Origin of the sequence: Hymenobacter siberiensis, assembly GCF_018967865.2 — a bacterium.
GTDB classification, from domain to species: Bacteria; Bacteroidota; Bacteroidia; order Cytophagales; family Hymenobacteraceae; genus Hymenobacter; species Hymenobacter siberiensis.
This window is the reverse complement of the sequence record NZ_JAHLZY020000001.1, coordinates 1577622-1590436: the sequence shown is the minus strand read 5'-3', so window position 1 is coordinate 1590436 and position 12815 is coordinate 1577622. Positions and strand designations below refer to the sequence as shown.

Sequence of the window (12815 nt, the reverse complement as noted above, 5' to 3'; positions counted from 1 at the left end):
GGGCAAAAAGATGAAGCGGAAGTGAGGATTGGGCGCTGGAATAAGCCCTATTACGCAGAAGCTTACGACCTAAGTTAGTAATCTACGTAAACATTAATGTTAATGCGGGAAAAATGCTTATATGCACAAACAGACGATTTGCAACAATGCGTCTTGGGATGCTTTTCGGCCACTGCTGAATCTCGCGCATTAATCTAACGCATTATTCCGCACAAGCTTTATTATAGTGGCTTCCTTACCCGCGCTGCATCTTTCAGCACCCAATATCTTTTCCCTATGAAAAACATTCTTGTTCCCACCGACTTTTCGGCCGAGTCGCACCATGCGTTTGAGGTAGCCCTGCAGCTGGCCCGTCAAACCGGCGGCACCGTAACCCTGCTGCACGTACTGGAAGCCCCCGAGACAAACACGGGCAATTTCAGCACCTACGGCGGCCCCGTGAACGGCAGCGAGCTACCCAACAGCGACGGCGGCATCGACAAGATTTTCTTCATCAAACTGATGGAGGTGACCAAGGGCCGGCTGCACGCCCTGCGCAACGAAGCCGAAACCCTGGCCCCCGGCGTGCCGGTAACCGATGCCGTGGAAGCTGACCGCATCGGCGACGGCATTCTGAAAGCCGTGGAGCGCCACGGCTCCGACCTGGTGGTGATGGGCGCGCAGGGCCACGGGGCGATGGAGAACTTTTTTGTGGGTTCGAACACCGAGCGGCTCATCCGGCTGGCCAAGGTGCCGGTTCTGACCGTGAAGCATCAGCAAAGCACGTTTGAGGTGCGCAACATCGTATTCCCGTCTGATTTCACGGAGGAATCGACCGGGGCCATTGCTGGTTTGCAGCAGGTGCAGGCCGCTTTCCCCAACGCCGTTGTGCACCTGCTACACGTCACGAACGGCGCCGAAACCACCACGACCCGGCAGCACGAGCTGGCCTTTGCCGAACGCGCCCAGCTGACTAGCTTCCAGACCGCCTCCATCTCCGCCGACAGCACCAGCGCCGGCATCGAGCAATTTGCCCGGCAGGTCAGCGCCGACCTGGTGGTGATTCCGACCCGCGCCCGCTCTGGCCTCAGCCGTCTCTTCCAAAGTAGCATCGCTGAAGCGGTGGCGACCAATGCCTTCCCACCGGTGCTCACTTACCATCTGGCATAGCGAGCGCCCAGGTTTCACACGCTATTACAACGGATACATCCCAACAAAAAAGGTTGCCCCAGGGGCAGCCTTTTTTGTTGAATGCCCAGGCTTCTAATAAGTGCTATCCTCCAAAAATCCGACAATCATTTCACTTAAACACCTTTAAATCAATATTATAATACAAATAGCTAATTATAAATATTAATCCTGAAATTTATGTGGCAACTTATAGAACAACTCAATGGCTGCGCCCCGCCATTACACGGCAAAAATGACGGATTACTGCCCACCCTAATTCCACTTCGGCCATGAAGAACATATTGGTTTGCACCGATTTTTCGCCCGAAGCCCACAACGCTTTTGAAGTGGCCTTGCAGTTGGCCAAACGCACGGATGGCCGCGTCACGCTGCTGTATGTGCTGGAAGAAGCCGAGGGCGTAGCAGGCGGCTTCAGCACGATGGGCATCCCGACGGGTGCCCACAGCGTCGACCGGATTTTCACCATCAAGCTACTGGAAACCACCAAGCGGCGAATGCACTTCCTGCGCGATGAGGCCGCCCAGCTGGCCCCCGAAGTACCGGTGCAGGACGAAGTAGAAATTGCCCGCGTCGGCGATGGAATTCTGCATGCCATCCGGCGCGACCACCCCGACCTGGTGGTGCTGGGCGCGCGCGGCCACGGCGCGGTAGAGCACTTTTTCGTGAGCTCCACCACCGAGCGCATCATTCGACTGCCCCCCTGCCCGATGCTCACCGTGAAGCACCCACACACCGATTTCGACGTGCAGAACATCGTGTTTCCGTCCGATTTCGCGGCCGATGCTGCCAGCGCCCTCGAAGGCCTGCGCCAGGTACAAGCCGATTTTCCCAATGCCACGCTGCACCTGCTGCACGTAGCGGCCGGCGGCAGCAGCCACGTCGCCCAGCAGCAAATGCAGGCTTTTGCCCGGCAGCATCACCTGCACAACTGCCAGACGGCCGAGGTAGACGCGGAGCGCACCAGCCTCGGCATCGAAGAATACGCCCAGCAGGTAGGAGCCGATATGGTGGTCATTCCCACGCACGCCCGCTCGGGCCTGAGCCGCTTCCTAAGCACCAGCATTGCCGAAACCGTGGCTACCCACGCCTTCCCACCAGTGCTGACGTACCATCTGGCCGCGTAGTTATTGGCCGTTTGGTTATTCAGACCGCCACAATCAGGACTGTCATGCAGAGCGCAGCGAAGCATCTTTACCTCGATACTAATTCTTTACTACTGCGGTAAAGATGCTGTGCTCTGCATGACGGTCTAACAAGTTCGTTCTGCAATCAAAAACGTTTACCCCCGTACCCGCAGCCGTACCTGAAAGTCGTTTTTCGGCCTTAGCGTAACGAGCGGCTGCATGGCCACGGGCGGCTGGCCAGCCACCCACTCAACATCAAACTGCCGCAGCAGCTCCAGCGTCACGAGCTGCATTTCGGTGAGGGCGAACTGCATGCCGATGCACAGGCGCGGCCCACCACCAAAGGGCACGTAAGCATTGGCCTGCACCGGCTGCGCCGGGCTGGGCGCGAAGCGGCCGGGCCGGAATTCCTCGGGCGCGGGCCAATATTTCGGGTTGTGGTGCAGGCCGTGGAAATAAAGCGAAAACAGCGTACCTTTGGGAATACGCAGGCCCTGGTATTCGTCATCGGCCAGGGCCACGCGGTCCACCATCCAGGCGGGCGGATAGCGGCGCATGGCTTCCTGCACGGCATAGAGGGCCGTGCCGAGGCGCGGTAGGTCCTCAAACGTGGGGGTGCGGCCGGCCAGCACGGCGGCCATTTCCTGTTGAATAACCACGGCCTCGGCCGGATGGTGGGCCAGCAGGTAGGTCAGCCAGGTGAGGGCGTTGGCGCTGGTTTCGTGGCCAGCCACGAGCAGGATGAGCGACTCGTCTATGAGCCGGTCGGCGGGCATGGGTTCGCCGGTGTCCTCGTAGCGCACGTCGAGCAGCATTTGCAGCAGGTCGTCGGGCGGCGTGGGGGCGTTGGGGTGGGCGTTGGCCTGCTGGCGCTGGGCGATGAGGCCACCCAGCAGCGTGCGCAGCTCGGCGGCCAGCGCATCGTGATACGCAAACCGCCCCCGCAACCGAAACCACGGCTTGAGGTACGGCTGCCGGATGGAGCGCACGAAAAACGCCTGAATCTCGGTAATCAGCCCCGCCAGCCGGTCCAGTTCGGCCTCCGGGAAATTGGTGCTGAACACCGAGCGGGCAATGATGCGGAAGGTCAGGCGCGTCATCAATTCGTGTACGGCCACGGTGGCCACGCCGCCCGCAGCCATGGCCTGCGCCACCAGCGGGGCCAGCGTTTCGGTCGTTATTTCCTGCATGAGGCCAGTGAGGCCCGCCACCCGCTGCCGGTGAAAACCGGGCTGAATGAGCCGGCGCTGCCGCAGCCAGTCGGGGCCGTCGTTGGTGAGCAGGCCGTGGCCGATGTAGCGCGAAAAGCCCCGCGTGAACTTCGACTTGGCGTAGTTCCGATTGTTCTTCTGCAACACGTGCTGAATAAGGCCGGGGTCGCGGGTGAGAATGCTTTTTTCGACCCCACCAATGAACAGCTCCACCGTATCGCCGTGGCGGGCCAGCACCTGGTTCAGCACCGGCAGCGGGTCCTTGGCCAGGGCGAATGAGCGCAGCAGCGAGCGCCAGCGCGGCAGCCGGGGCAGCCGAAATGGCGTTTCCGAAGCTTTATCAGCAACCAGCAGCTCGCTCATGGTACGGGCCGCACTTGGATGCGGCCCCCAAAAATACAGCTGACCACGCGCCGGCTCATCTTTTTTGCCCCTACCCGCGTACAGCCAAAGGCACCTAGTACGGCTCCAGCTCCCGAGCGCCACTTATCTTTCTTGCCATCCCAAAAACCCTTCTCCGTTATGTGGATTCAGCAACAAGCCAATGCTCCCGCCTCCCTTTCCGACCTGCAGGGCCGCACGGTGGGCCTCAAATTTGAGTGCAACAAGTGCCAGACCGAGGTATTTACCGCCCTCATCGGTGTGCCGGAAATCAACGAAAGTGCCGACTCCATCAAGCACGCCGCCAACCACGAAATTGAAGAGGTGAAGTGCCCCACCTGCGAAATGACGCACCAGCTGGAAGTAGACAGCACCACCGCCGGGGTCCGCTTTAAAGTGAGCGAAGTGGCACCCGAAAAAGTGAGCTACCAACTGAGCCACTAATTCTGAGCCACTAATTAGCACGGATTTTAGCGGATTTCACGGATTTTGTAGCCGACTTTCGTTTTCCCGATTCCCAGAATAAAAACATAAAAAAGCCTCTCGCATGAGAGGCTTTTTTATTGGGGTTGTTTAGAAAGCCCCCGGACGGTCATACAGAGCGCAGCGAAGCATCTTGCTCGCATCGTCAGGCCCGTTCAACGATGCAAGCAAAATGCTTCGCTGCGCTCTGCATGACCGTTTGAGTACCCTTTATGACTTTCTAAACCACTCCATTGCAATAATACCACCCATTAAAATTAGCAGTCGACTACAAAATCCGTGAAATCCGCTAAAATCAGTGCTAATCAGTGATTTATTTTTCCCGCTCAATCGTGTAGTTAATCAACGCTTCCAACGACGTGCGGCTGGGCGATTCGGGGAAGGTATGGAGGATGGCGAGGGCCTCGTCGCGGTAGCGTTTCATGGTTTGTATGGCATAGTCCAGGCCGCCCGATTTTTTCACAAATTCAATTACCTGCTGCACCCGGTCGCGGTGGCCGTCGTTATTTTTTACGTTGAAAATAACCTTGCGCTTTTCGAGCCAGGAAGCCTGTTGCAGAGCATAAATGAGCGGCAGGGTCATCTTTTTTTCTTTGATGTCGATGCCCACGGGCTTTCCAATTTCGGCAGTGCCGTAATCGAATAAATCGTCTTTAATCTGGAAGGCAATCCCCACTTTCTCACCGAATAAACGGGCACGCTCAATCACCTCTTTATCGGCCCCCACGGAGGCCGCGCCCACGGCCGTGCAGGAGGCAATCAGCGAAGCGGTTTTTTGCCGGATAATGTCAAAATACACCTCTTCGGTGATGTCTAATTTGCGAGCTTTTTCGATTTGCAATAACTCGCCTTCGCTCAATTCGCGCACGGCATTACTCACGATTTTCAGCAGGTCGAAATCGTCGTTTTCGAGGGCTAGTAAGAGGCCACGCGAGAGGAGATAATCGCCGACTAAAACCGCGATTTTATTTTTCCAAAGCGCGTTGATGGAGAAAAAGCCGCGCCGGTAATTACTCTCGTCCACCACGTCGTCGTGTACGAGGGTAGCGGTATGCAGCAGCTCGATAAGGGCAGCGCCCCGAAAGCTGGCGTCGGGCAGCGGGTCGCTGGTGGCGGGCTCGGGGCGGGTGGCGCGGGCCGTGAGGAACACGAACATGGGCCGGATTTGCTTGCCCTTGCGCTTCACGATGTAGCCCATTATCTTGTCGAGGAGCAGCACTTTGGTGCGCATCGACTGGCGGAATTTGTGCTCAAACTCTTCCATTTCGGCCGCGATGGGGGCCTGAATCTGGTCGAGGGACAAGGGGGAGTGTTGGGGCATTGCGGCGACAATGATACGGCAGAACGGCGGAGGGACCACCCGGGAAGCGCCAACCTTTTGGGCCGGCTACGAATTATAACCGCGTCGGCGGCCAATTGGCTGCGCTTCGCTCCTACCTTCGCCCTATGCTCACCCACGCCTCCTTCCTGCTCACGGGCCCCGCCCACGGCCGGCCCTTCGAGGCCGACGCCACGTACCAGGCTACCGGCCACGCCAAACCGGTGCTGCTGTTCGTGCACGGTTTCAAGGGGTTTAAGGACTGGGGGCACTTCCCACTGCTGGCCGATTATTTCGCCACGCAGGGCTTTGTGTGCGTGAAGCTGAACTTGTCGCACAACGGCCTGGTGGTGGGCGGCACCGGCGATTTGGAAGATTTGGAGGCTTTTGGGCGTAATAATTTCTGTGTTGAGCTCGATGACATTGGCCAGGTTATCGACGCACTTTTTACGCCCGGCGCCACGCCCGTGCCCGCCACTGAGATTAATTTGCAGCGTTTTTTCCTGGCCGGCCACAGCCGGGGCGGCGGCCTGGCGCTGCTGAAAGCCGCCGAAGACCCGCGCATCCGGGCCGTGGCTACGTGGGCCGCCATCGCCGAAATTCATCCGCAGTGGCCCCAGGCGGTGTTTGATGAGTGGCAGCGCGTGGGGGTGCTGCACGTGCCCAACACCCGCACCGGCGTGGAACTGCCCATGCACTACCAGATTGTGGAGAACTACCACGCCAACCGCCCGCGCCTCGATATTCCGCACAACGTGCGCCGCAAGCTGAAGCAGCCGCTGCTCATCATCCACGGTGATGAGGACGAGACGGTGGGCGTGGCGGCGGCCCACAAGCTCAAGCAGCTTAAGCCCGATGCGGAGCTGCTGCTGGTGACCGGGGCCACGCACATGTTTGGCGGTGCCCACCCCTGGCCCGAAGCGGAATTGCCCGCGCCCGCCCGGCACGTTGCGGAGGCCACAACAGCCTTTTTTAAGCAGCAAACATGAGCGAACCCGTGCTGGCCTACCTGCTGCTGGGCAGCAACCTCGGCAACCGCGCCGCGCTGCTGGCGCAGGCCCGCGCCCGGCTGGCGGCCACGGCCGGGGCCATCGTGGCCGAATCCGGGCTGTATGAAACGGCCGCCTGGGGCCGCGAAGACCAACCAGCATTTCTCAACCAGGCGCTGGCCGTACTCACGGCTTTATCGCCGGAAGCGCTGCTGGCGACCTGCCAGGCCGCCGAGCAGGCCGCCGGCCGCGAGCGGCTGGAGCACTGGGGCAGCCGCACACTGGATGTCGATATCCTGTTTTTTGGGCACGAAACCATTGCCACGCCCACGCTGAGCGTGCCGCATCCGCGCCTGGCCGAGCGCCGCTTTGCGCTGGTGCCACTGGCCGAAATTGCCGGCTCGCTGGCTCATCCGCAATCGGATGAAACGGTGGCCACGCTACTCGCCCGCTGCCCCGACCCCTTGCCCGTGCGGCCCTGGCCCGGCGAATGAGCCGGCCGGCAGCGGCGGCACCCGGCGCAATTCCTGCGCTACGTGGCCTGCCCGAACCCCCGCACCCAACAGCCAGACGGCCAGCAGCCCCGCCCCCAGCCAGCGCGGCGCCCGGACCGGCCACGCCGCCAACACCAGCAGCGCAAACGGCGCAAATAGCACGCTGGCGTACCGCTCGGCATCGTGAATACCAGCGGCACTTTGGGAGAATACTGTCAGGCCCGCCACCAATAAAATCAAAGCGGCACCGGCACTCCAAAGTATTTTCGACATTAGCTGACGGCTAAAATCAATATCCAATTGTGGCCTAAAAAGCAGATTTGGGCTACGTAGCAACGCGGCAGCCGGAGCAGCAGCCGGAACAGCAGCCGGAGCAGCAGCCGTTTTGGTCGTAGTCGTCTTATGGCGTGGCCATATCAGCCAACCTAATACAAGCAGGCTGATGGCCCATATCAAATCAGGCAGCATCGTTCGGCCCGAAACCGGTAGCGGTAGCAGCCAGCGGCCCAGCACGAAGCCGTAATCTGCCACTGAGCTGAGCAGCTGGCTCCAGCCGCGGCTGGGGTGGTAGCGGCTGGGGCCGGCCACCAGCAGCGCGTACCACTGCCACAGCACGCCGCCGGTGCCGCTCATCAGCAAGTGGAAGAAAAACATGCCCCAACCACGCGCCGAAAGCCTGCGCCAGCCGCTCACCAGCAGCCCCGCTCCTACCCCAACCAACAGAAAAAGTCCCAAGGTGCGCTGCAAAGGCAGCAAAGCCCCGGCAACCGTGAGTACGCCCCACCACTGCCACTGCCCCGTGCGCAGCCACCGCCACAGCGCCGCCGCGTAGGCCGCAAACAGCAGCAGGAAAACGCTTTCGGCCCACACAAATTTGCTCACCAGCAGCCACGGCGTGCTCAGCGCCAGCAACAGCGGTAGTACCAGCGCCCGGCGGGCGGGCAGCAGCTGGCGGCCCAGCCAGCTCCACAGCAGCAGGCTGCCTAGCAAGCACGCGCCGTGCAGAACCCGCGCCCCTGCCAGCGAGCCAACGGTGCGCAGCAGCAGCGGGAATAGCGGGGGCCAGTAGCGGTACGGCGTGCCATCGAGGTTGAGCAGGCGGCCGGTTTCGCGCAGCGTGCGGGCGGCATAGAGGTAGTGGCGCGAGTCGCCGGTGCCGGCCAGGCCGGGCGCGGCGGCGTAGGCAAACAGGGCCAGCTGCAACACCCCGGCTGCCGCCAGCAGCCCCGCGAAGAGCCACCGGAAGCGCCGGGCGGCGGCAGAATCAGAGGGAAACTTGGCAAACGCCATAGATTCGATTATGATGGCGTACAAGACGTCATGCTGAGCGGAGTCGAAGCATCTCTACCGCAGGAGTAAATCAAATTACCTGCGCAGTAGAGATGCTTCGACTCCGCTCAGCATGACGATAAAATTCACCCTGACGCCCTCGGTTTATACCGCGAAGCTACCCACCGTGGCCGTGGGCACTATTTTCTTCACCAGGCCTTGCAGCACCTTGCCGGGGCCGCACTCCACGAAGTCGGTCGCGCCATCGGCGGCCATGTTTTGCACCAACTGCGTCCAGCGCACGGGGGCGGTGAGCTGGGCCAGCAGGTTGGCTTTGATTTCGGCCGGGTCGGTATGGGGCAGCGCATCCACGTTCTGGTACACGGGGCAGCGGGCGGGGCTGAAGGTGGTTTTTTCGATGGCCTCGGCCAAGGCGGCGGCGGCACTCTGCATCAGGGGCGAGTGGAAGGCCCCGCCCACGGGCAGCGGCAGGGCGCGCTTGGCGCCGGCGGCTTTCATGGCTTCGCAGGCCTGGGCCACGCCTTCGGCCGAACCGGAGATGACGAGCTGGCCGGGGCAGTTGTAGTTGGCGGCTACTACCACGTTGCCGGCGCCGGTAATTTCCTGGCAGATACGCTCCACCGTGGCATCGTCGAGGCCGAGGATGGCGGCCATGGTGCCGGGCTGTTCCTCGCAGGCGGCCTGCATGGCCTGGGCGCGGCGGGCCACGAGTGGCAGGGCATCTTCAAATTTCAATACCCCGGCGGCTACCAGGGCCGAAAATTCGCCCAGCGAATGCCCGGCCGTGCTGGCCGGCTGGAAATCGGGCCGGGCCACGAACTGCGCCACCGAATGCACAAAAATGGCAGGCTGCGTAACGTCGGTGCGGCGCAGGTCGTCCTCGGAGCCGCCGAACATGATGTCGGTGAGGCTAAAGCCCAGGATGTCGTTGGCGTGGGTAAGCAGGGCGCGGGCGTCGAGGTGCTGGTCGAACAGCTCGCGGGCCATGCCCGGAAACTGGCTGCCCTGGCCGGGAAATAGTACGGATTGGGTCGGATTCATTGGAAGTCGCGGATTCGCGGTTTTCAGGTAGTGGGAATTGATAAATGGGGGCTGCCGGCTACCTCAGCAGCGGCAAAGCGGGCGCAAGCTGCACAAAAAGCCGCATTGCCCAAAAAAAACGGAGCGAACCATCAGGCCCGCTCCGCTTCAATATTAGCAGTCAATTAATCTAAAAGCATGATTACCGGACGATTTCGACCCAACCCTTATACGTGCGCTTGGTACCGGCGAAGTCGGCAAACTCTACTTCGGCGAGGTAGAAATACACACCGTCCACATTCTTCAGCTTGGTGTTGGCTTCGCCCGTGGGCCCGCCGCCGTCCCAGTTGATGAGGATGGGGTCGTCGGATGTCGTGGTATTCTCAAATACCTTGGTGCCCCAGCGGTTGAAGGCCTGGAAGTGGACGCGCCGAACCGGACTGCTGTTCTTGGGCCGGAACTGGTCGTTGGCCCCATCGCCGTTGGGCGTGAAGATGTTGGGTAGCTTGAAGAACACGCAGTTGTCCTGGCAAGCCACGTTGCTGGTGTCGCTCACCGCGCCGCTGCCGGCAATGGCCTGCAAGGCGTAGCAGCCGCCCGAAAAGGCCAGGTTGCCGTGCACGTAGCTGGTGGCGGTGGTAGTGCCCAGCAGCGTGAAGCGGCCCGTGGGCGTGGGCCGGTAATACACCTTGTAGCTCACCGGGGCCGCATCGCATCCTGCCGGCGTGTTGCCCACCGTCCAGCGCAGTCGGTTGGTGTATTTCTCGTTCAGACGCGGAAATTCAGACAGGCTGGCCAAGCTGTCGCAATTGGTGGGCAGCAGCGTGAGCACCGGCGTACAGGGCGGCGAAATAAGCGTGAGGCAGCGCTCCTGGCTGCGGTTCAGCAGCGAGCTCAGAAAGGCAAAGCCGGGATAGCGGCCGTTGGTTTCTACGTAGTAGCAATAGTTCTGGCCCTTCACCAGCGCGGGGTCGCGGTCGGCGTAAGTGCCGCCGGCGGCGGTAGAGGCGGCAGTGCCGATGCGTACGTAAGGCCCGGCATTGCCAGTGCGTCGGTAAATAGCAGTGGGCTGCGTGGCGTTGTCCCAGGGCACATTATACGTCCAGCTTACCGTGATGGCCGAGGCGGCCACGTTGGCCGGCAAGGCACTCACGCGCACGCTGCTGGCCGTGGGCGAAATCTCGCTGATGGGCGTGGCCAGGGCCTGCACAAACTCCAGCTTGTAGGTATACTGCTTGTTCTGGGTATCGAGGCCCAGGTCCACATAGCTCGTGTCAGTCAGCGCCGTGAACGGCCCGTGCGCCACCGGCACGAAGTCGGCGGCGGCGGGGGTCAGCCCCTCGGCCCGCGACAGGTTGTAGCGCACCGCGCTGGAGAAGCTACCCCCGCCGGTGGGGCGGGGCTGGGTCCAGCGCACGGCCATCTGACCGGTGGTGGCGCTAGTGGTGGCCACGTCCACGTTGGTCAGCAGCGCGCCCCGGCCCGATATCTGAGCACAGGCCTCGTTCGAGGCGATGCTCTCGCCACCAGCCGGCAGCGGGAAGTCGGCATAAATGCGGTAGCAGTAGTTCTGGCCCCGATCCAGGCCGCGGTTGGTGTTGGTAGCGTCCGTGTTCAGGTCCGTAAACGTGGTCATATTAGGCCCCACTGTAGCAATACGCACGTAGCCCGACGAAGCCGGGATGCCGGTATCGCACGGTCCGGGCGTGAACGTGGAGGGGTTCACTTTGCGGTAGATGTAAAAGTGAGCTGCGTTGGCGCAGGTGTAGGTGTCCCAGTTCAGCACCATGCTGTTGAGGCCGCCGGGAGCCGCAGTGGGCGTGGCGCGCAGGTTTTGGGGCGGCGGGCCCACCACCGTAATGCGCCAGGTTTTCTCGTCAATCAGCGCGGGATTGGTGTTGGAGGGCAAAACGGGGTTATCCTGGGCCTTAAACACCACCAGATACGGCACCTTGGCCACGTTGCTGCAAGTGGTTTGCCAGCTGAAGGTACCGGTGGCTTGCGGCGGGCCGGATGCGGTTTGGCGGAAGGTGGCGGGCGGAAAAATTCCGCCGTAGGCAAATAGCGTGATGGGCGACTGCGGACTGCTGGGTGTAGCTCCGTCCACGGCCGTTACCGTGCCCGTCACCCGCTGCCCGGCCACCACGCAAATGTCCTGCGGAATGGTAATGGTGGGGCGCAGGTTGGTCGAGGCCGTCACGATTATCTGCATGTCGCGAATCACGCGGCCAATGAGCCGACGCCCCAGCGGCACACGCCGCCACTCCTCCACTTCAAACGCGATGTTGTAGAAGCCCACCGCCACAGGCGCATTCCAGGTAATCTGGCCGGTATTTACGTCCTGCACAAAAATGGCGTCGGCATCAACAACTCCTGCCGGCACGCCACCGTAGGCTACCTGCACGGCGCGGGGGTTGCCGGCAGTAATAGCCTGGTCGCTGGGAAAGCGGAAATTCGGCACCGGCCTTGGCACGGGCGTATTGTTGCCCGTGCCGGCCCCCTGGCCGCTGCACGGAAAGCCGCCCACTGTGCCACGAATGCCGGCCGGTACCTGCTGGCTGGCCATGAGGTGGAAAGCCAGCGAATCCTGGTCGGCATCATAGGCTCCGGGGTTGTGCAAAAACACCTGGCCCGTGGCCGCTTTGTCGATGGCCGGGGCCGTGAATACGGGCGAGTGGTTCAGCCCCAGCGCCGGGTCGATGTAAACGTAGGTTCGGATGTAGAACGACTGGCTTTTCGAGTCGCTCATGTTCACCACCCCGTCGTTGCGGTTTTCGCCGATAAACTCGACGTTGTAGCCGCCCGTGGCCGGGTAAATATGCTCGAAGTAATAAATATTAACGCTCGTATCGGTATTGCCCGGAATGGCCCGCTTCACGGCGCGCGGAATGCCGTCGATGCAGCTGGAGGTGCCATCGCCAAAGAAGATGGTGGCCGCCGGCTGGTCCACCGGCGAGCTGTTGTCGGTGTAAAGCACCATCTTAAAAAAGATGCGGCGCGGGTTGGCGGGCGACGTGGTGTCCACCTTAGCCTGAATATCGCCGGCGCGCAGGTGCGATGCCTGAGCAGCATGCGGGCGCAGGCTCAGCCCCGTCATCATGAGCAGCAGCAGCAGCGTCAGCCGCGCCCCGGCCCCACCCCGGAGTAGAAAAGATTGTATCATATAATGTTGAACGAAAGAAAGAAAAATCGTTAGCCTTACGCTGATTTGGGTCTCAAGGGCAAGCCCTGCAGCGCGAAGCTATACGAGAAGTAACGGGAGAAGGAAAAGTTAGTCCTTAGTTTGGCCGAAAGCGCATCGGCCGCCGGCCGCGCCCAGCGGGTTGCTTACGCCA

10 protein-coding genes are annotated in these 12815 nt (G+C 61.3%); 5 read left to right on the top strand and 5 right to left on the bottom strand.

All coding sequences use genetic code 11. The annotated features are described in order from the left end of the window. The first annotated feature begins 276 nt into the window (after window positions 1-276). Window positions 277-1149: a universal stress protein gene (locus KQ659_RS07065; RefSeq protein WP_216689430.1), complete on the top strand. Its 873-nt coding sequence runs from the start codon at window positions 277-279 to the stop codon at window positions 1147-1149. A gap of 290 nt (window positions 1150-1439) precedes the next feature. After that, window positions 1440-2294: a universal stress protein gene (locus KQ659_RS07060; RefSeq protein ID WP_216689431.1), complete on the top strand. Its 855-nt coding sequence runs from the start codon at window positions 1440-1442 to the stop codon at window positions 2292-2294. Window positions 2295-2449: 155 nt separating this feature from the next. Here the strand turns inward: KQ659_RS07060 and KQ659_RS07055 are convergent, their stop codons facing one another. Next, the gene (locus KQ659_RS07055; protein ID WP_216689433.1) at window positions 2450-3868 is read right to left on the bottom strand and encodes a cytochrome P450; all 1419 of its coding nucleotides are present in this window, start codon (window positions 3866-3868) and stop codon (window positions 2450-2452) included. Window positions 3869-4027: 159 nt separating this feature from the next. On the opposite strand from KQ659_RS07055, the gene KQ659_RS07050 reads away from it, so the two are divergent. Further along, on the top strand, window positions 4028-4330 hold the full coding sequence (locus KQ659_RS07050) for a hypothetical protein (RefSeq protein ID WP_216689435.1): 303 nt from the start codon (window positions 4028-4030) through the stop codon (window positions 4328-4330). Between the two features lie 352 nt (window positions 4331-4682). Here KQ659_RS07050 and KQ659_RS07045 read toward each other — a convergent pair whose 3' ends face one another. Further along, window positions 4683-5690: a polyprenyl synthetase family protein gene (locus tag KQ659_RS07045; protein WP_216689437.1), complete on the bottom strand. Its 1008-nt coding sequence runs from the start codon at window positions 5688-5690 to the stop codon at window positions 4683-4685. Between the two features lie 125 nt (window positions 5691-5815). On the opposite strand from KQ659_RS07045, the gene KQ659_RS07040 reads away from it, so the two are divergent. Continuing rightward, window positions 5816-6676, top strand: coding sequence for an alpha/beta hydrolase family protein (locus KQ659_RS07040; RefSeq protein WP_216689439.1), 861 nt, complete (start codon window positions 5816-5818; stop codon window positions 6674-6676). Next, on the top strand, window positions 6673-7170 hold the full coding sequence (gene folK, locus KQ659_RS07035; protein WP_216689441.1) for a 2-amino-4-hydroxy-6-hydroxymethyldihydropteridine diphosphokinase: 498 nt from the start codon (window positions 6673-6675) through the stop codon (window positions 7168-7170). The genes KQ659_RS07040 and folK overlap by 4 nt, the downstream gene beginning before the upstream one ends. On the opposite strand, the gene KQ659_RS07030 is transcribed toward folK, so the two are convergent. The 3 genes from KQ659_RS07030 to KQ659_RS07020 all read right to left on the bottom strand — a co-directional run bounded on the left by KQ659_RS07030 (window position 7117) and on the right by KQ659_RS07020 (window position 12643). After that, complete coding sequence (locus KQ659_RS07030) at window positions 7117-8460, bottom strand: hypothetical protein (RefSeq protein ID WP_216689443.1); 1344 nt, start codon at window positions 8458-8460, stop codon at window positions 7117-7119. The genes folK and KQ659_RS07030 overlap by 54 nt on opposite strands. 144 nt (window positions 8461-8604) lie before the next feature. Then, a complete protein-coding gene (gene fabD / locus KQ659_RS07025) occupies window positions 8605-9501 on the bottom strand; it encodes an ACP S-malonyltransferase (RefSeq protein ID WP_216689445.1) in 897 nt (298 codons plus the stop codon). A gap of 181 nt (window positions 9502-9682) precedes the next feature. Beyond that, window positions 9683-12643: a T9SS type B sorting domain-containing protein gene (locus tag KQ659_RS07020; protein ID WP_216689447.1), complete on the bottom strand. Its 2961-nt coding sequence runs from the start codon at window positions 12641-12643 to the stop codon at window positions 9683-9685. Between the last annotated feature and the right edge of the window lie 172 nt (window positions 12644-12815).